19 protein-coding genes, 1 tRNA gene and 2 riboswitches are annotated in these 18,715 nt (G+C 66.0%); of the genes, 13 read left to right on the forward strand and 7 right to left on the reverse strand.

What is annotated here, in order from left to right:
• The first annotated feature begins 36 nt into the window (after positions 1–36).
• Positions 37–1,137 carry a LacI family DNA-binding transcriptional regulator gene (locus FCN77_RS01025; protein ID WP_137320745.1) on the forward strand — a complete coding sequence of 367 codons (1,101 nt, stop codon included), beginning with the start codon at positions 37–39 and terminating at the stop codon, positions 1,135–1,137.
• Here FCN77_RS01025 and radA read toward each other — a convergent pair.
• Both radA and FCN77_RS01035 read right to left on the reverse strand, forming a co-directional pair.
• Entirely contained in the window at positions 1,127–2,500 is a 1,374-nt protein-coding gene (radA, locus tag FCN77_RS01030) for a DNA repair protein RadA (protein ID WP_137320746.1), read from the reverse strand. The two genes, FCN77_RS01025 and radA, sit on opposite strands and share 11 nt — an antisense overlap.
• A 69-nt stretch (positions 2,501–2,569) precedes the next feature.
• Complete coding sequence (locus tag FCN77_RS01035) at positions 2,570–3,697, reverse strand: aromatic acid exporter family protein (protein WP_137320747.1); 1,128 nt, start codon at positions 3,695–3,697, stop codon at positions 2,570–2,572.
• Between the two features lie 236 nt (positions 3,698–3,933).
• Here FCN77_RS01035 and pstS point away from each other — a divergent pair, with 236 nt between their 5' ends.
• The 4 genes from pstS (at position 3,934) to pstB (ending at position 8,117) form a co-directional block, all read left to right on the forward strand.
• Complete coding sequence (pstS, locus tag FCN77_RS01040; protein WP_137320748.1) at positions 3,934–5,055, forward strand: phosphate ABC transporter substrate-binding protein PstS; 1,122 nt, start codon at positions 3,934–3,936, stop codon at positions 5,053–5,055.
• A 195-nt stretch (positions 5,056–5,250) separates the two neighbouring features.
• A complete protein-coding gene (gene pstC / locus FCN77_RS01045) occupies positions 5,251–6,183 on the forward strand; it encodes a phosphate ABC transporter permease subunit PstC (RefSeq protein ID WP_137320749.1) in 933 nt (310 codons plus the stop codon).
• On the forward strand, positions 6,183–7,292 hold the full coding sequence (gene pstA, locus FCN77_RS01050; RefSeq protein ID WP_137320750.1) for a phosphate ABC transporter permease PstA: 1,110 nt from the start codon (positions 6,183–6,185) through the stop codon (positions 7,290–7,292). The genes pstC and pstA overlap by 1 nt, the downstream gene beginning before the upstream one ends.
• A gap of 45 nt (positions 7,293–7,337) precedes the next feature.
• Complete coding sequence (gene pstB / locus FCN77_RS01055) at positions 7,338–8,117, forward strand: phosphate ABC transporter ATP-binding protein PstB (RefSeq protein WP_137320751.1); 780 nt, start codon at positions 7,338–7,340, stop codon at positions 8,115–8,117.
• 40 nt (positions 8,118–8,157) lie between these two features.
• Here the strand turns inward: pstB and FCN77_RS01060 are convergent, their stop codons facing one another.
• The 3 genes from FCN77_RS01060 to FCN77_RS01070 form a co-directional block, all read right to left on the reverse strand.
• Positions 8,158–9,174, reverse strand: a complete 1,017-nt coding sequence (locus FCN77_RS01060; RefSeq protein ID WP_137320752.1) for an inorganic phosphate transporter — start codon at positions 9,172–9,174, stop codon at positions 8,158–8,160.
• A 1-nt stretch (position 9,175) separates the two neighbouring features.
• On the reverse strand, positions 9,176–9,793 hold the full coding sequence (locus tag FCN77_RS01065) for a DUF47 domain-containing protein (protein WP_137320753.1): 618 nt from the start codon (positions 9,791–9,793) through the stop codon (positions 9,176–9,178).
• Between the two features lie 305 nt (positions 9,794–10,098).
• Positions 10,099–10,758 carry a hypothetical protein gene (locus tag FCN77_RS01070; RefSeq protein WP_137320754.1) on the reverse strand — a complete coding sequence of 220 codons (660 nt, stop codon included), beginning with the start codon at positions 10,756–10,758 and terminating at the stop codon, positions 10,099–10,101.
• Positions 10,759–10,971: 213 nt separating this feature from the next.
• Here FCN77_RS01070 and FCN77_RS01075 point away from each other — a divergent pair.
• Positions 10,972–11,044, forward strand: a tRNA-Lys gene (locus FCN77_RS01075).
• 172 nt (positions 11,045–11,216) lie between these two features.
• On the opposite strand, the gene FCN77_RS01080 is transcribed toward FCN77_RS01075, so the two are convergent.
• Entirely contained in the window at positions 11,217–11,639 is a 423-nt protein-coding gene (locus tag FCN77_RS01080; protein WP_137320755.1) for a YkvA family protein, read from the reverse strand.
• A 272-nt stretch (positions 11,640–11,911) separates the two neighbouring features.
• A riboswitch (Fluoride riboswitch) is annotated at positions 11,912–11,993 on the forward strand.
• Positions 11,994–12,014: 21 nt separating this feature from the next.
• Between FCN77_RS01080 and FCN77_RS01085 the strand changes: the two genes are divergently transcribed.
• The 7 genes from FCN77_RS01085 (at position 12,015) to FCN77_RS01115 (ending at position 17,629) form a co-directional block, all read left to right on the forward strand.
• Positions 12,015–12,875 (forward strand): hypothetical protein, encoded by an 861-nt coding sequence (locus tag FCN77_RS01085; RefSeq protein WP_137320756.1) that lies wholly within the window; start codon positions 12,015–12,017, stop codon positions 12,873–12,875.
• 43 nt (positions 12,876–12,918) lie between these two features.
• Positions 12,919–13,007: riboswitch (Fluoride riboswitch) on the forward strand.
• A gap of 21 nt (positions 13,008–13,028) precedes the next feature.
• Entirely contained in the window at positions 13,029–13,535 is a 507-nt protein-coding gene (locus tag FCN77_RS01090) for a hypothetical protein (protein WP_137320757.1), read from the forward strand.
• Between the two features lie 25 nt (positions 13,536–13,560).
• The gene (gene eno / locus FCN77_RS01095; RefSeq protein ID WP_137324583.1) at positions 13,561–14,856 is read left to right on the forward strand and encodes a phosphopyruvate hydratase; all 1,296 of its coding nucleotides are present in this window, start codon (positions 13,561–13,563) and stop codon (positions 14,854–14,856) included.
• A gap of 11 nt (positions 14,857–14,867) precedes the next feature.
• Positions 14,868–15,419 (forward strand): universal stress protein, encoded by a 552-nt coding sequence (locus tag FCN77_RS01100; protein ID WP_137320758.1) that lies wholly within the window; start codon positions 14,868–14,870, stop codon positions 15,417–15,419.
• A complete protein-coding gene (locus FCN77_RS01105) occupies positions 15,419–16,027 on the forward strand; it encodes a CrcB family protein (protein WP_137320759.1) in 609 nt (202 codons plus the stop codon). Before FCN77_RS01100 ends, FCN77_RS01105 begins: the two co-directional genes overlap by 1 nt.
• Before the next feature lie 5 nt (positions 16,028–16,032).
• Entirely contained in the window at positions 16,033–16,401 is a 369-nt protein-coding gene (locus FCN77_RS01110) for a CrcB family protein (RefSeq protein WP_137324584.1), read from the forward strand.
• A 121-nt stretch (positions 16,402–16,522) separates the two neighbouring features.
• Positions 16,523–17,629 carry an MFS transporter gene (locus FCN77_RS01115; protein ID WP_217496207.1) on the forward strand — a complete coding sequence of 369 codons (1,107 nt, stop codon included), beginning with the start codon at positions 16,523–16,525 and terminating at the stop codon, positions 17,627–17,629.
• Positions 17,630–17,784: 155 nt separating this feature from the next.
• On the opposite strand, the gene FCN77_RS01120 is transcribed toward FCN77_RS01115, so the two are convergent.
• Positions 17,785–18,588, reverse strand: a complete 804-nt coding sequence (locus tag FCN77_RS01120; protein ID WP_137320760.1) for a dioxygenase — start codon at positions 18,586–18,588, stop codon at positions 17,785–17,787.
• Positions 18,589–18,715 lie beyond the last annotated feature (127 nt).

The following is an 18,715-nucleotide window of genomic DNA, read 5'->3' on the forward strand; positions in this document are numbered from 1 at the left end:
CCACAGTGGCCGTCAAGGCCCCTCCGGAAGGCATAAATGAGCAGTAATGGTTCGAGGCGACGGGACACCACAGTCGCCGATGTCGCAAAAGCCGCCAATGTGTCCAAGGCACAGGCCGCACGCGCCCTGGGGAACTACGGGGCCGTAAGTGACGACGTGCGGGAACGGGTGCTGGCCGCTGCGGAGGAGCTTTCCTATCGCCCCAATGAACTCGCGCGCAGCATGAATACCGGGAAATCCAACACCATCGGGGTCGTAGTGGGGGACATCGAAAACCCTCACTTCGGACTTGCCACGAGGGGCATCACCGACACTGCGAAGAAGAGCGGCTTCAACGTCATCCTGATCAACACCGATGAGGAAAGGGCGGCGGAAGTCGAAGCCGTCCAGGTGCTCTTGGACAAGCGGGTGGACGGCCTCATCGTGGCACCCGCGTCGTCGGTCGAAACACAGCATCTGCAGCACGTCCAGGATTCCGGGCGCCCCCTGGTGCTTCTGGACCGCGCTGCAGACGGCCTCCAGGCGGACACCGTTACCGTGGAAATGACCGGCGTGGCATATGAATCCACCCGGTACCTCATCGAAGCCGGGCATCGGAGAATCGCGTTCATCTCCACTCTTAAAACCGCTGCCCCCTACCGCGAGGGGGCGCAGTTGGATTCCTCGCAGATAGCCGAGCGTGTCAGCGGCATGAGGCAGGCTTTCCTTGAATCGGGCCTGACGCTTCCCGAGGACCTGGTGCGCCTCAACGCCGGCGACGCCGAATCCATCCGGAACATCACACGCGAGGTTCTCCTCAAGCCCGATCCGGCAACCGCAGTAGTCGCCTCGGACGGCCTCATCGCCCTCAGCGTCGTTGAAGCCATCCAGGAGCTGAACCTCTCGATCCCCGAAGACGTCTCGTTCCTGATGTACGACGACTTCGCCTGGACGCGACTTACCAATCCGCCGCTAACTGTCATCGCCCAGCCTGTCTACGAGATGGGCGTGGCGGCCGCGGAAGCACTGATCCGGCAGATCGAAGGCCGCAAACCCGCAGCCATCGCTCCCACGTTCAGCGCACGGCTGATCAAGCGGAGCTCAGTCGGCGCACCACGGTCATCGGAGCGCCCGAGCAAAGCTGTCCCTAGCCGATAAGCAGGCTCAGCGCTTCCGTCAGGTGTTCCACTTCCCGGACGGAGAAACCGGCCGGAATGGGGCCGGGGCCGTTGTGGCTTGCCGGGACCACGGCGTGGGTGAAGCCTAAGCGGTGGGCCTCCTGGATGCGCTGGTTGATGCCGGGCACGGGCCGGACTTCGCCCGCCAGGCCAACCTCGCCGAACGCGATCAGCCGGATGGGCAGGGGCTTCCGCGCCTTGGCCGAGGCCACCGCCAGCGCAACCGCCAGGTCCGTGGCGGGTTCGCTGAGCTTCACGCCGCCCACCGTGGCCACGTAGGAGTCGTCCTTGTGCAGCAGGCACCCCGCGCGCTGCTGCAGGACGGCCAGCAGCATTGACACGCGCGAACTGTCCAGGCCACTGGTGGCGCGGCGGGGCTGCGAGTTGGGGCTCTCGGCGAGGAGCGACTGGACCTCGGCAAGCAGCGGCCGGCGGCCTTCCATGGTCACGGTGATGCAGGTGCCGGACACGGGCTCCTTGGTGCGGCTGACGAACAACCCGCTCGGGTCCGCCAGGCCAACGATGCCGTCCTCGTTCAGGTCGAAGCAGCCCACATCGTCGGTGGGTCCGTAGCGGTTCTTCACCGCCCGCAGCAGGCGCAGCCTGGAGTGCCGTTCGCCCTCGAACTGGCACACCACGTCCACCAGATGCTCCAGCAGGCGGGGCCCGGCGATGGAACCGTCCTTGGTCACGTGGCCCACCAGGAGTGTGGTCATGTTGCGACGTTTGGCCGCGGCGATGATGGAGGCGGCAACTTCGCGGACCTGCGAGACGCCGCCCGCACTGCCGTCCACGTCCGCGCTGCTGAGGGTCTGCACGGAGTCCACAATGAGCAGCCTCGGCTCGATTTTCTCCACCTGGCCGAGGGCCTGGCCCAAATCCGTTTCAGCCGAGAGGTACAGGGAATCCGCAACCGCGTCTATCCGCTCGGCCCGGAGCTTCACCTGCGCCGCGGACTCCTCACCGGTGACATAGAGGACGTCCTGGGCCGTGCGGGCGAACTTGGCCGCGACGTCCAGCAGCAGGGTGGACTTGCCCACTCCGGGTTCGCCGGCCAGCAGGATCACGGCGCCCGGCACCAGTCCGCCGCCCAAAACGCGGTCCAGCTCGTCCACTCCGGTGGGCAGGAACGCCGCCGTCGTCGCGTCCACCTCGGCAATCCGGCGGGCCGGCTCCAGAACTGTTGTTGCCGCCGTCGTGCGGGCCACCGCGGCGCCGGTTTCCTCAACGGTGCCCCAGGCCTGGCACTCGCCGCAGCGTCCCACCCATTTAATGGTGGTCCAGCCGCACTCGGCGCACTTGTAGGCGGGCGCCTTGGACGCCCGGGAAGTCTTTGTTGCCATGGGTTCCACCCTAGCCGGGGGCAACGACACCGGGGCGACCGCCACTTTCAGCAGCCGCGTCAGCAGCAGTTACAGCGGCGGGAGGATGTCCCGGGCTTCCTTCGAGTCCATCCCGGTGGCCTCCAGCAGGTCCACCATCAGCGGGCGGAACAGCATGACCACGGTTTCGCCCTCCAGCCGCTGCACGTCCAGCAGCCGCGGATGCAGCCGCCCGGCGATCTCGGCCAGCTCCAGCCGGGATGTGCGGAGGTGTGCGCGCCGGGCGCCTTCATGCATTTCCGCCAGTCCCAGCGACAGTTCGTCGATGGCTGCCGCGGTCTCCTGCAGGACCTCCGCGATGTTCTCCGTTGCTTCGTCCGACAGTGCCGCATGGTTGATGGCGCTGGTCAGGCGGCGGGCGAAAACGCGGCTATTGCGCAGGGCGAGGTCGATGTAATCCAGCGACTGCTCCAGCCGGTCGATCTCGTCGCGGTGGCGCCGGTAGGCCGGGGCCAGCGTGGCCACCTCGCCGGAGGCCCGCAGGGACTGGCGCATCGAGTCCACCAGCGGCTGGCAGTTCCGGCCGCGGACCAGGGCGTGCCAGGCCTCGGTGGAGTCGCTGTTGGTCAGCGCGGAGGCGCATTCCCGGAGCACCTCGGCAAGTTCGTGCAGCAGCTTCTGCACATCCTTCCGCGGTTCCCGGCGGGGATCCTTGGGCACCAGGATGGTGACGAGCAGGGCACAGGCGCCACCCACCACGGCATCGAGGCTCCGCGTGAAGGGGCCCCCGGCCGGAGCCGGGAGGAGCACCACAAGCAGCGACTGCAGCGCCAGCTGCGTGGTGAAGATGGTTCCGCTGTCCAGGAAGCGGGCCAGCAGAATGGAGAACAGAAGTACGACGGCGGCCTGCCAGATCCCGGCGCCCAGCCAGTGCAGCAGCAGGTCACCCACCGCAATGCCGATGGTGCAGCCCAGTCCCACTTCAATGACCCGGCGCAGGCGCGGGTCCCGGGAGAAGCCAAGCGCAATGAGCGAGGACGTGGCGGCAAAGAGCGGACCGGAATGCCCCAGGACATACTCGGCGAAGGCATAGGCTCCCACGGCGCAGACCGTCATCTGGATGGCCGGCACCAGGGAATTCCGGCTCCGGACCACACCCGTACGGATCCTGGCTCGCAGGAATCTTCTGCTTGCGGAAATTCCAGTCGCGGCGGCCATGCGTTCCAGTCTATTCACAGGCGTTGTCCTACGGCCGGAGATGTGATGTGCGCAATGGTGACGCTGCACATGTAAGCCGATGTCCCGCCGTCGTTCACCCTCCGTTCACCTTGGTCCACATATCCCGTTACCTGAGGCCCATACCTTCAATGGAGGTACAAAAAGTACGCAACTTCTTATGTTCGGACGTCTCCGGTCCGATACGCATCAGAAAATCCCTGGAAGGGGTACATCTAGTGAAGGCATTCCGCTTCGGCCGCCACGCGGCTCTCGCTGTCATCGCAGCCGGCGCACTCGCGCTCACCGCCTGCGGTTCCGACAACCCCGCGGGTACCGCGCAGTCCGGTACACCGTCCGCCGCGGGAACCAAGGTCACCGGCACCCTGACCGGCATCGGCTCGTCTGCGCAGGGTGCAGCCATGGACGTCTGGAAGACCAATTTTGCGTCTGCAAACCAGGGCGCCTCGGTGCAGTATTCCCCGGACGGCTCCGGCGCAGGACGCAAGGCAATCATCGACGGCTCGGCCCAGTTCGCCGGTTCCGACGCCTACCTGAAGGATGAAGAGCTCGCCAGCTCCAAGGAAAAGTGCGGCTCTGAGGGCGCCATCAACATCCCCGTCTACATTTCCCCGATCGCGATTGCCTTCAACATTCCTGATGTCAAGGAACTGAAGCTGGATGCACCCACAGTGGCGAAGATCTTCCGTGGCCAGATTGCCAAGTGGAACGACCCCGCCATTGCCTCCATGAACCCGGACGTCACCCTTCCCGACCTGAAGGTCACCCCGGTCAACCGCTCGGATGACTCCGGCACCACCTCAAACTTCACGGACTACCTGGCCGCCGCCGCACCGGAGGCCTGGACCGACAAGGCTTCCGGCGTCTGGCCCGCATCCCTGAAGGGCGAAAACGCCAAGGGCACCTCCGGCGTGGTCAAGACCGTCACCGACACCGCGGGCGCCGTGACCTACGCCGACGACTCCGCAGTCAGCGGCAAGCTTGGCATCGCCCAGATCAAGGTCGGCGAAACCTTCACCAAGATCTCCGCTGAGGCTGCCGCCAAGGCCGTTGACGCCGGCAAGCCGGTGGAAGGCCGTTCGGCCAACGACCTGTCCATCAAGCTGGACCGCAAGACCACCATCGAAGGCGCCTACCCCGTAGTCCTGGTTTCCTTCCACGTTGTCTGCTCCACCTACGACAAGCAGGAGACTGTTGACCTGGTCAAGGCCTTCGAGACCTACGTGGTATCCGACGCCGGCCAGACGGCAGCAGCCGACGCCGCGAAGTCCGCGCCGCTCTCCAAGACCCTGCAGGACAAGGCAGCCAAAGCCATCGAATCCGTCAAGGTCAAGTCCTAAGGATTTACGTTCCACAAACAGGCATAGTGGAAACACCAGCCTGACCCAGGTTCCCTGATCCGGGGGCGGTCACCGACCGTCCTACGGCGCAGGGAACCTGGGTGTTTGTCCGAAGTACAGCCAGTTTCACGGCTGCTGATGCCGGATCAGTCCGGACGCGGCAGTCGGTTCTATTCGAACCCAAAGGATCGTTTTGTGACCACCACCTCCCTGACACAGTCCCGGGGCGCAGGCCGCGCCGGGGACAAAGTCTTTTCCGGAGCCGCCCTGGCCGCAGGGTGCCTGATCCTTGCCGTCCTCTTTGGCGTTGCCCTGTTCCTGGTGATCCAGGCGATCCCGGCCCTGGTGGCGTCCCCGGACAAGATCCAGGGCGGCGAAGGATTCTTCGCCTACATCTGGCCCATCGTCGTCGGCACCCTGAGCGCGGCCGTCATCGCCCTGGTCATCGCCACTCCCGTTGCCATCGGGGTTGCGCTGTTTATCTCGCACTTCGCACCCCGCAGCCTGGCCTCCGGCCTGGGCTACGTGATCGACCTCCTGGCAGCCATCCCGTCAGTGGTCTACGGTGCCTGGGGCGCCGCCTTCCTGGCCAAGGAAATCTCCCCGGCCTACGAATGGTTGGCCACGAACATGGGCTGGCTGCCCATCTTCCAGGGTCCTGCGTCCGCCACCGGCAAGACCATCCTGACCGCCGGGATCGTGCTGTCCGTCATGGTCCTGCCCATCATCACCTCCCTCAGCCGCGAAATCTTCCTGCAGACCCCCAAACTGCATGAGGAAGCCGCCCTGGCACTGGGTGCCACCCGCTGGGAAATGATCAAGATGGCCGTGCTGCCCTTCGGCCGCCCCGGCATTATCAGTGCCGTGATGCTTGGCCTGGGCCGCGCCCTCGGCGAGACCATGGCAGTGGCCCTGGTGCTCTCCTCGGGCGCCCTGACGGCCAGCCTGATCCAGTCCGGCAACCAGACCATTGCCGCGGAAATCGCCCTGAACTTCCCGGAGGCCAGCGGACTGAAGGTGAGCACGCTGATCGCGGCAGGCCTGGTCCTGTTCGTCATCACCCTGGGCGTCAACATGATTGCCCGCTGGATCATCAGCCGGCACAAAGAATTCTCGGGAGCCAACTAATGACCTCCACGCTTACCCCGGTCCGCAAGCGTTCCGCGCTCACCAAGGGCCAGCTGCCCAAGGTCGCGCCGTACCTTGTCCTGGCCCTGGCGCTCATCATCGGCGCCGCCATCCTGGCCCTGGTCGGCTTCAACGCCTTCGGCTGGGGAATCGTCTCCGCGATCCTTTTCACCGTCGGCCTGGTGGGCTGGAGCGCCGCGGTGGAAGGAGGCCGCAAGGCCAAAGACAAGCTGGCTACGTGCCTGGTGGTCGGTTCCTTCCTGGTGGCCCTGCTGCCCCTCGTCTCCGTGATCTGGACCGTGCTGGTCAACGGACTCCCCGGCCTGTTGGATCCCGGCTTCCTCACCACCTCCATGAACGGCGTCACCGGTGCCTTTGACAACAAGAGCGTTGAGGAAGGCGCCCCCGTTATCGGAGGCATCTACCACGCGCTCATGGGCACCATCCAGATCACCCTCCTGGCCACGGTCATCTCCGTTCCGGTGGGTCTGCTGACCGCCGTGTACCTCGTGGAGTACGGCGAGGACCGTACGCTGGCCAGGGCAATTACGTTCTTCGTGGACGTCATGACCGGCATTCCGTCCATTGTGGCCGGCCTTTTCGCCGCGGCCTTCTTCTTTGCCATCGTGGGGCCGGGCACCAAAACCGGCGCCGTCGCCGCCGTCGCGCTTTCCGTCCTGATGATCCCGGTGGTGGTGCGCTCCAGCGAGGAAATGCTCAAGATCGTCCCCAACGAACTCCGCGAGGCGGCGTACGCCCTGGGCGTCCGCAAATGGCGGACCATCCTCAAGGTGGTCATCCCGACGGCGATCTCCGGCATTGCCTCCGGCGTCACCCTGGCCATTGCCCGGGTGATCGGCGAGACCGCCCCGATCCTGGTGACCGCGGGTTTCGCCACCAGCATCAACAACAACATCTTCAGCGGCTGGATGGCCTCGCTGCCCACGTTTATTTACACCCAGATCCTGAACCCCACGTCGCCGTCCACCCCGGGCCCGTCCTCCCAGCGGGCCTGGGGTGCCGCGCTGGTGCTCATCATCCTGGTCATGCTGCTGAACCTCGGCGCCCGCCTGATCGCCAGGATCTTCGCACCCAAGACCGGCCGCTAGGCAGCCGGTAAAATTCAATTCGTACCCAGCAAGTGAAGGAATACCATGTCTAAGCGCATCGACGTCAAGGATTTGAACGTCTACTACGGCAAGTTCCTGGCCGTTGAAGACGTCAACATCAACATCGAGGCCAAGTCCGTCACGGCATTCATCGGCCCGTCCGGCTGCGGCAAGTCCACATTCCTGCGCACCCTGAACCGCATGCACGAAGTGATTCCGGGCGCCCGGGTGGAAGGCGAAGTGCTGCTGGACGGGGACAACCTGTACGGCCCCGGCGTGGACCCCGTGACAGTGCGGTCGCAGATCGGCATGGTGTTCCAGCGCCCCAACCCGTTCCCCACCATGTCCATCCGGGACAACGTCCTGGCCGGCGTGAAGCTGAACAACCATAAGATGTCCAAGGGCGAGGCCGATGCCCTGGTGGAGCGTTCCCTGCAGGGCGCCAACCTGTGGAACGAAGTCAAGGACCGCCTCGCCAAGCCGGGATCCGGACTCTCCGGCGGGCAGCAGCAGCGCCTCTGCATCGCCCGCGCCATCGCAGTGGAACCGCAGGTCATCCTGATGGACGAGCCCTGCTCGGCGCTGGACCCCATCTCCACCCTGGCCATTGAGGACCTCATCAACGACCTCAAGGACCAGTACACGGTGGTCATCGTGACCCACAACATGCAGCAGGCCGCACGCGTCTCGGACCGGACCGCGTTCTTCAACATCGCCGGAACCGGCAAGCCGGGCAAGCTGATTGAAGTGGGCGACACCCACACCATCTTCAGCAACCCCACCCAGAAGGCCACGGAAGACTACGTCTCCGGCCGCTTCGGATAACCGCACCTGCGCGTGCGCCGGTGGTTGAGCCTGTCGAAACCTAAAGGTCCGTGAGTGGGGAGAGCGACAGCTCCAGCACGAAAGCCGCCGCCGCCGTGACTACCGGCGTGAGGACCCAGAACGCCAGGATCCGGAGCACGAGCCTGCGGTTGGACACCGGGAAGCCCTGGTTGCTGCCGGCGCCCAGCACGGCCGCCGTCACAGTGTGGGTGGTGGACACGGGCCAATGCAGCCCGATTGCGCCGAGAAGCAGGATGACCGAGCTGTACAGCTGGGCCACGAAGCCGCGCAGCGGATCGATTCGGGTCAGCTTGTAGCCGATGGTGTACGAAATGCGCCAGCCGCCTGCCAGGGTTCCGGCGGTCAACATCGTGGCGGTGAGCAGAGCCACCCACGCCGGCATGGCGCCGCCGTCGGACAGCCCCGAAGCCAGCAGTGCCAGCAGCAGCACCGCGCTGGCCCGCTGGCCGTCCTGCAGGCCGTGGCCGAAGGCCACCGCCCCGGCCGCAATGGCCTGGGTCCGGCGCGAGCGGCTGTTGACCACGCTGGGCGGCGTGTAGCGTGCCGCCCAGGTGGCCGGCCACACCAGCAGGTAAGCGCCCACGAAGGCGATCACGGGGGACAGGACGAGGGGCAGCACCACTTGGAACAGCAGGGAGTCGTCCACGCCGCTGACGGCGTTGCCGCCCACCAGCACGCTGGCCAGTCCCGCGCCGGCCAGCCCGCCCACCAGGGCATGCGTGGATGAGGACGGAAGGCCGCGCCACCAGGTATAGATTCCCCAGAGTACGGCGCTGATCAGGCCGGCGATCAGGATGGTCAGGCCGTTGTCGCCTTGCGGGAGCGAGACCCAGCTCCTGCTGACCTCCAGCGCCATGGCCGCGCTGAGCGCCGCGCCGGCGAAGTTGAACAGGGCAGCAAGCAGAACCGCCACCGTGGGCGTCAGCGCCCGGGTCCGCACCGCCAGCGCCACGGACGCCGAAGCGTCCCTGAAGCCGTTGAGGAAAGTAAACCCGGCAGTGGCCGCAACTACCACAGCAAAGAAAAACATGGTCACGTCAGGATTCCTTGACGATGATGCTGCCTACCTGGGTGGCGATGCGCCGCATGTCCTTGGTGACCTCGACCAGTTGGTTGGCGATGTCCCGGTTCCGGGCGTACTGGGTGGACTTCATGTCTTTGAGCATGTCCGCAACCCAGACGCGGTGTGTCCGTTCCGCCCGTTTGGCCAGGCGGAGAATCTCGATCCAGTAGTCCTCGAGATCGTCCAGGTTGTTCAGCTTCCGCATCGCATCCACGGTGAGCTCGGCCTGCCGGCTGATGATTTCCAGCTGGTCGGCTGCTCGTTTGGGGAGGCGTTCAAGCTTGTAGAGGGCCACGAGTTCCGCGGCGGCGTCCAGCTTCTCCATGGCCTCGTTGAGGTAGCGGGAGAGGGCATACATGTCTTCGCGGGGCAGCGGATTCACGAAGCTGGTGCGCATGTGGGTGAGCAGGGCGAACTGCAGCTCAGCAGATTTTGCCTCGTGATTGTGCATGTCTTCGACCAGCCGGTTATGTTCCGTAGCCGGGACACCGAGGATTTCGGCCAACGTTCCGGTGGCGAGGACGATCTGGCTGGCCATCTGCGAGAGGAGGTGCAGCCCCGCGGGCTCCTGCGGGAAGAGGCGGAGCTTCACCTTCGGGTTCCGGTGAGGGTAGGGGACTGCAGGGAAATTGGCCTCCGGGCCATGGGACTTGACGTTGACCCGCACATGGGGATTACTTTACCGGCAGATACACCCGGGCATAAAAGTGGTGCCGAACCGGATACGCCTCTCGGCGGTAGGCCGCTCTAGGCGGCTAAATGTTGAAGCCCGGGGGTTTCGCGGTTCGGCACCAGTTTCAGTTTTCTACTTTGGCTGAACCAAGTCAACATTGACAGCCGGGCCCCTCCGTGCGTAACAGGGGCGGACTTTCGGATCAGCCGCCGTCGATTGGCGGGTCAGTCCAGTTCGCCGAGCCGCCAGGCGTTCGCGGCGTGCTCCAGGTCCTCGGCGGTCTTCACCAGCAAGTGCGAATTCCGCGTTAGTTTGCTGGCATGGTTCTCGTTGGTGTGGTCGGCGCCGTCGGCCAGCGTGGCCTGGCCCAGGGCCACCACGCGGCAGAACGCGGCGGAACGTTCCAGCGCGACGTCGAACTCGCCGTCGAACGCGCCCGAGAGGATGGCATCCGCCATGGTCTTCATTTCGTCCGCTCCGGGCGGCTCGGCAGCGCCGGCCACCACATTGGAAACCTGGGCGGTGTCCTTGCCCGCCTTGAAGTAGACGGAGATACGCTCCGGATCCTGGATGGTCGCGGCGCGCAGTGCGTACAGGCGCCAGAGGGCGCCGGGCAGGGAGCGTGCCGGACTTTCGGCCCACATCTCGGCGATGGCGTCCAGGCCCTGCTCGTCCGCGAGCTTCACTAGGCGCTTGGTCACCCTGGGGTCATCGCTGTCGCGGCCGTGGCGGACCAGCGCCTGGGCTGCCAGGTGCGCGGCCTCGGACACGCGCGCAGGATCCGCGCCGCCCGCGAACGGCTCAAAGTCGATGGGCGCAAACGGTTTGGGCTTGTGATGCCGGTTTGCGCCGCCGTAGGCCTTGGATCCTGCTTGCTCGCTCATGCCCCCACGCTACTCCTGTGCTGTTCTGTTATCGAGCTTGCCGCCGGGCGGCTTAAGGAGTATTGGAGGCAAGCGGAATAAGTGCACGACGGCGGCACTCGCCGTTGTGCAAAAGCTGCCCCCGCGGTGGGGTACAGTGTTTAAGGTCCAGAAATGGACTGGGCTGACAGTCCGATTGCGTACGTTCGCCGTCCGCATTTTGGCCGTTAGCTGGGGCCTTTAGCTCAGTTGGTAGAGCATCGGACTTTTAATCCGTGGGTCGTGGGTTCGATCCCCACAGGGCCCACTCTTTTAGCGAAGAGTGGAAAACCTCCGGCTTCCTGGTAACAGGAGGCCGGAGGTTTTTTGTTGTGCCCCGTCAATTCGAGCGTGTTGAAGTTACGCGGGCAGCCCCAATCCCGAACGGCCCCGCAGACAACCTCTCCGGACAGAGAGGTCAGGGCCCGGCGATCTGCAGCTCAGGCCGGCTTGGTGGTCGTACCGGCAAGGCGGCGGATCAGGGCGAGGCCTGCCGGTGTTCCCGGCCAGTGCCGGCCCAGGGGAGCGTCGCCGGCTTTGCGGATGATGGCGCGCAGGACCACGGCCACGATGATGACGTCGTCTGCGTAGCCGATCACGGGAAGGAAATCCGGGACCAAGTCGATGGGAGAGGCAAGGTAGACCAGCAGCAGGACCAGCCTGATCCGGATCCCGCGAGGCAGTGTCCGGTCCGCGGTCAGCCTGCGCAGCAGTGTCAGCAGGTCCGGCAGCAGCCGCATCGCCTCCTTCATGCCAACCGTCTCCGGGTGTTTACGGGCGTAGAGCGCCAGAAGGACCAGCAGGACAGCGTAGATCAGGACCACGCCGCCGATGATGGCGATCACCGCGTCCCACCAGTTCATTCAATGACCTCTTCGCTGGTCGTGTAAGTGAGTGCATGGCCGCTCCGCGGGCCGCATCAAACGATCACGGCGGCTGCGGACTGAGGCTCATCCCCGCCGGACCACACACCGATAATCCATTTAGCCTAACGTGCGGGGGCACTCCGGACTTCCGGACGGCACCCTGACGCTCCTGCAGGAAACGGGCCCAAGGAGGGCAAAGTCCCTCAGGTGGACGGGGCAAGGCAGCTCGTGACAGATGCTGCCCAATTCTTCCGGTGCGGGCTTAGCCTTGTTGTAATGGTGATGGATCCCACCGGAACCGGCTGCTTGCCGGTTCGGACCGCCGAGGTGGCTGATGGGTCCTGCCCCGAGTGTGAAGGGCAGGTAGTCGCCATGGCAGGAAATCGAATCGACCCCGGGATCCCGGCAACGCCGGAAAGGGATAGGCTCACCGGCGTCTTGGTGCCCGTGCGCCCGTTGGATCTGTCCGTGGAGGAAGTGCGCCAACTGTGGTCGTTCATTCACGGGGACATCATGGACGGGAGCATGCGCCGGTTGCTGCGGGCATCCCTCGGGTTGTGTCCCCGGCACAGCTGGGCCTACGCGGTCGTGGAGATCGAATTGTGGCAGGCGGGCGCGGGAGTTCGGGGAGGGCACCAGCCCTTCGACGTCACGGTCCTCTATGAGGACCTCCTGGACCACGTCGCCGATGGGCTGGACCGGAGGAGCTCTCTGTTGCTGCGGCGTCCGGACGATGTTCTCCTGCCGGTCGGGCCGTGCCGGATCTGTGAGGACATGGCCTCGCCTGCCCTGCCCGGTCTGCGGATGGGCTATGCGAACTCCAACACCGAAGCTCTTACCGTGGAAGCGAACGGGCTCGCACACACCAAGGCATGGTGCCGGGAAACCCTTCCGCTCTGGCGGAGCAGGACCTGCCCCGACTGTGACCCCGGCACACCAGAGGGTGCCGGGGATCCGGTTTTGTTGTGCCGGTTCCACCTGGCGGCACGCCGTCCCCTGCCTGAGCGGCTGCGGCACGCGGTGGCCTCGCGGCTGCGGGCGATCCGTAAACGGGTGAGGCACCTGACCGAATCCATGACGGACTATGGGGCGCCGGTTGGGGCCGAGGAGAACGCGTCCTGGATCGAAGCCATCGGTTCTTTCGCCGGCTGGGGCCTGCCCCTGTACCTGGCTGCCGATTACACGGAACCGGGGACCGAAGAAGACAGCCAGGGCGCCGGGCAGCGGGATTGACCGCGTCACAGGGTGGCGGCCCCCGCTTCTGTCCCTGTAGTCTCTGTTTCACGGTGATGGATCCCGCCGGAACGGCCCGCGTCTAGGTGTGGCTGTTCGAACCGCCTCCTGGCTAATGGTTCCTACCTTTGCTGATACGAAGGTAGGTGAGCCATGCCCGCACCCGGCACACTTGTTTTCCTCCGCCGCGGCCAAAGTGTCCTGAACGCCCAGAAGCGCTTCACCGGCCTGCCCGACCCGCCCCTAACCCGGGACACTACTCGAATGGTCCTGGACGTCCTTGGCGCCGCAGCCGCCCCATCGCTTGCGGCATGGGAGTTGAACGAACGCAGCAACGGCTCCCTGACCGGCAGGGACAGGAGTGAACTGCTCAGCGAGCTCGGGCCCGAGGTGTTCCGGTTCTGGCACCAGCACCTCCGTCCCCGGATCCGGGAGGAAGAAGACGTCCTCGTGATCGGGCACGGCAACGCGCTACGGGCCCTGTGCCTTGTCCTGGACCGGCTCTCCCATGTTGAGGTCGAGGTCCTGAACATCCCCACCGGACACCCGCTGGCCTATCAAGTCAGCCCTGACCTCGTGCCCGTGGTGCGGGGCGGAGAGTATCTGAATCCGCTGGCGGCGGCCGTCCGCGCTGGTCGCCCCGGGCGGAACCTGAGATGAAGACGAGGAAATGGAGACACTCATTATGAATGAACTACAGATCACCGGCGTGCGCGCCCTGCAGATCCTGGACTCCCGCGGCTATCCCACAGTGAAAGTCTGGCTCCAGCATTCCGATGGGGCCGTGTCCGTTGCTTCCGCGCCGTCCGGGGCGTCCACCGGCGCGCATGAGGCGGTCGAGCTGCGCGACGGAGGCCAAGAGTACTCCGGCCGCGGCGTGCAGAAAGCTGTGACCAACGTCAGGACCGAAATCGCCCAACTGCTTACCTCGCGGAGCTGGAAAACACTTTCGGACGTAGACCAGGCACTCCTCGGGCTGGACGGGACACCAGGCAAGTCACGGTTGGGGGCCAATGCCATTGTCGCGGTGTCGATGGCCGCCACACGGGCCTTCGCGACAGCGGCCGGGCTGCCGCTGCATGTCTGGATCGCCCAGACCCTGAGCCGGTCCGGGCGGCTGCCGGTGCCGCACTTCAATGTCCTCAACGGCGGCCAGCACGCCGCGAACCCCCTCGAGTTCCAGGAATTCATGATCGCCCCCGCCGGTGCGCCCTCCTTCGCCGACGGGCTCCGCTGGGGATCGGACGTCTACCACGCCCTGTCCCGGCGGCTGCGCCAACAGGGCCTTGCGACCGGTCTGGGCGACGAAGGCGGCTACGCCCCGGCCATCGCCCGCCCCGAGGAGGCACTGGATTTGATCGTGGCCGCCATTGAGGACGCCGGCTACACGCCGGGCCGGCGCGGGATCGCGATCGCCCTGGACCCCGCCGCGAACTCCTTCTACGCCGACGGGACCTATACGGTCGCCGGCAAGGCCCACACACCGGAGCAGATGATCTCCTACTACGACAGGCTCATCACCGATTACCCGATCTGGAGCCTCGAGGACCCCCTCGCCGAAGAAGACATCGACGGGTGGACGGCACTTACTGCCGCCCTGGGGAACAGGGTGCAGGTCGTCGGGGACGACCTCTACGTGACCTCCGCGGATCGGGTACGGGACGGCATCCGGGACCGCTCCGCGACAGCGGTGCTGATCAAACCGAACCAGGCCGGGACCGTGAGCGAAACGTTCGACACACTCACGGCCGCATCCAAGGGAGGATTCGGGGCGATGGTCTCGCACCGGTCCGGGGAAACCGATGATACGTTCGTGGCGGATCTCGTCGTGGGATCAGGCTGCGGGCAGCTGAAATCCGGGGCGCCGGCCCGCGGGGAACGCGTCGCCAAGTACAACCGGCTCCTGGAAATCACCGACGAGGACCCCTCGATGCCCTACGGCCCCACGGGAACACATCTCAACGACGCCAACGCCAAATGACAGGAGTGCCCATGAATGAACCAGCCAACGAGACCCGGCCCACCACGGGGCCGACGCCCTATCTCCCCCGCCGGATCACCGGTCCCGTGCTGATGGGCGTCGTGCCCGGCCAACCCCTGGCCGTCGCTCACCGGGCCGCGGAACTGGCCCACAGCCTGAACGTCAAACTGATCTGCGCGTACGTGGACGTCACCACCTACCTCGCCGAAGAACCCGACGGCAGAGTCGAAGCCCTGCCCATTGATCCTGACGGGATCGATGACGACATTGAAGGGATCCGCGCCGGCATCAGGGAACGGCTCCAGGACGCCCTGGACGGAAGCGGGATCCGCTGGTCCTTCGTGACCCTCGCAGGGGACCCCGCGCGGGCCCTGGGACGGCTGGCCGAGTCGGCGGAGGCCTCCATCATCGTCGTCGGCACCCGTGAACGCGGTCTGGGAGCCCGGTTCGAGGAGCTGCTCGTCGGCTCCGTTGCGGTCCACCTCACTCACCGCCAGCACCGCCCCGTCCTGGTCGTCCCCCTGGCACCCCACACCAGACACCACCGGCAGGAGGGCCACTGATGGAACCGCCCGCCCACGAAACCACCGCGGCCCGCCGCCCCGAAACCGACGTGACGGGCACCAACCGGCCACCCATCGACAGCGACCCCGCGCAGACCAGCGCTGATGAAACAGATGCGGGCACGCTTGGTGAGGCGCGCGCCCACCGCCCGGTGCACCTGCACCCCGGGCTCGTGCTCGTCGTCATCACCGGGGGTGTGTTCGGAGCCGTGGCCCGTTACGGCCTCAGCACGGTCCTGCCATCCCCGGGCGGCTGGCCGCTGCCCACCCTGATCATCAACCTGGCCGGGGCGTTTTTCCTCGGTGTCCTGCTGGAGGCCCTGGTGCGCCGCGGTCCCGACGCCGGCAGGCTGAGGATGGTCCGGCTGCTCGCCGGCACCGGCTTCATGGGCGCCTTCACCACGTACAGCACCCTTGCCCTGGAAACGAACACCCTGCTCGGTGCAGGACGGACCACCGATGCGCTGGCTTATATGGCGGCCACGTTGATCGGCGGCGCCGCGGCAACCGTGGCCGGGATCCGGGTTGCCTCGGGCCAGCACAGCAGGATGACCGCCCGACGCCGGAAAGCGACCCTCCACCCCGACCGGCAGGAGAGCAACCCGTGAACGTCCTGACCATTCTTTTGCTCGGACTCGCCGGCGGTCTCGGTGCCGGGACCCGCTTCGTGGTCGACGGGCTGGTCCGCTCCAGACTCCGCACCGCCCTCCCCGTCGGCACGATCGCCATCAACATCACCGGATCCTTCGTCCTGGGACTGGTCGCCGGGGCCGTGATCGCCCACGCCGCGCCCCTCGAGCTCCAGGCCATCGCCGGCACCGGGTTCCTGGGCGGCTACACCACGTTCAGCACGGCCAGTTTCGAGACCATCCGGCTCATCCAGTCCCGCCGCACCGGACTGGCTCTCCTGAACAGCGTCGGCACCGCCGCAGCCGCGGTCGGCGCCGCAGCCGCCGGCCTCGCCCTGGCCAGCCTTCTGTGAGACCGACGAGCCCCGGAATCATACCCACGAACCCGAACGGGGAGCGGCCGTGCCTGGAATGAACCAAGAGCCCGTAACAGCGGAGCAGACAGGGAAGAGCCGGAGGAACAGGCTCGGACCCATGGGGTTCGTGCTGACCTTCGGCGTGGTCAGCATGCTCGCCGACGTCGTTTACGAAGGCGCCCGGTCCATCACCGGCCCCTACCTGGCCACACTCGGCGCCACCGCGGTCATGGTCGGCTTCATCACCGGATTCGGGGAAGCCGTCGCCCTGGTCCTGCGCCTGGGCACCGGACCCCTCGCCGACAGGACCCGCAAATACTGGCCGCTCACCATCGCCGGGTATGCCCTGACAGTGCTCGCCGTCCCGCTCCTGGCCCTGGCGAGCTCCCTGTGGCAGGCCTCGGCGCTGGTCATCATGGAGCGGTTCGGCAAGGCCGTCCGCACCCCCGCCCGGGACACCATGCTCTCCCACGCGGGAACAGAGATTGGCAGGGGAAAGGCCTTCGCTATCCACGAAGCCCTCGACCAGTCCGGAGCCCTCCTGGGTCCGCTGCTCGTCGGGCTCATGATCGCAGTCTCCGGCTACCAGCTCGGATTCGGCGTCCTGGCCATCCCGGGCGCACTCGCCCTCGTCGCCGTCCTCCTGCTACGCCGGGCCGTCCCGGCCCCGGAGCGATTCGACGCCCAAGCAGTAACCGCCCACGCTGTTGAACGGGGCAGCCGGGCACCGCGGGTCCCGTTGCCGGCCCGGTTCTGGTGGTACAGCGCGTTCACGGCCGTGTCCATGTTCGGGTTTTCCACCTTCGGGGTCATCTCCTACCACCTTGAAGTCCAGCAGGTGATGCCGTCCGCACTGATACCTGTCACCTATGCCGTCTCCATGGGAGCCGCCGCCTTGGCAGCACTGGCCTCGGGGGCGCTCTACGACAAGATCGGGCTGCGCGGTCTGCTCATCGCCCTGCCGCTGACCGCAGCCGTACCGTTCCTGTCCTTCACCACCACGCCCGGCCTGGTCTGGGCCGGTGCCGTCGTCTGGGGGCGGCCCTTGGAATCCACGAATCCACCCTCCGGGCCGCCGTCGCGGACCTTGTTCCGGCTGCCAGGCGCGGGACCGGGTACGGCATCTTCACCGCCATCTACGGCGTGGCCTGGCTGGCGGGGTCCACCATTATTGGGGCCCTCTACTCGGCCTCCCTCACAGGGCTCATCATCTTTACCGTCGTAACCCAGCTCGTCGCGCTGATCGCCTTCATCCCCTTGCTCAAACCCGCTCCCGCGCTGGGCCGAGCCACCTAGCCGGTCTGGAACTGACCGGCAATGGCCATCACTGTTGCAGCTCCTGCGAGAGAAACGAGCGGCGTTACCAGCAGATGCGGCGTGTTATTTGCCGGTCAGGGTCCAGGAGCGCTTGGACAGGCCGAACCAGAAGCCGTCGATGGCTGTCCTGGCGTGCAGGTCGCCGGACTCGTAGGCGGCACCGAGAGCCACGTAGAGCGGAGCCCAGTGCTCGCTGCGCGGATGCGCCTCGCGGGCCGCCGGTGCCTTGTGCAGGAAGTCCAGGATGGAATCGATGTCGCCGGCTTCCATGGTTTCCTGTGCCCAGTGGTCGAACTCGCTTGATGCGGACGGCGGCGCGGTGTCCGGTCCGCCGGCAGGGTTGAACCAGCGCAGGTTGTGCGTGGTGAAGCCGGAGCCCACAATCAGCGTGCCGCGGTCCCGCAGCGGCGCCAGTCTCTTGCCCAGGTTGAACAGGCCCTGCGGATCCAGCGTGGGCATGGACATCTGCAGCACCGGGATGTCTGCCTCGGGATACATTTCCACGAGCGGGACGTAGGCGCCGTGGTCCAGGCCGCGCTCCTCGTCGCGTTCCACGTGATGGCCGTGGGTGGAAACAAGCTTTTCAACTTCGCCCGCGAGTTCCCGGGCCTGCGGCGCATCGTATGTGACGTCGTAGTATTTCTGCGGAAAGCCCCAGAAGTCGTAGACCAGGCCGGGGTTCCGCGAGGTGGCGCTCAGGGTCACCGGCGCGTTCTCCCAGTGCGCGGAAACCATCAGGATGTCCTTGGGCTTGCCATAGGTGCGGGACCAGGCGCTGAGTTCGCTGGTCCAGCGTGCATCGTCAGCCAGGGGAGGGGCCCCGTGGCTCAGGAAGAGTACCGGTGGGCGGTCGAGGGTCTGCGTCATATCCCCATTCTACGAGCATTTGGTTGAATCTTCAACCATTAGTTTTTTGTTAGGCCATGCCCGCATGCGCCCCGATGTGATGCCGGACACTCACTTACGTATACTGGAACGGTTTTGCAGCCAGACT

The sequence above is a fragment of the Arthrobacter sp. 24S4-2 genome, from assembly GCF_005280255.1.
Classification (GTDB): domain Bacteria; phylum Actinomycetota; class Actinomycetes; order Actinomycetales; family Micrococcaceae; genus Arthrobacter.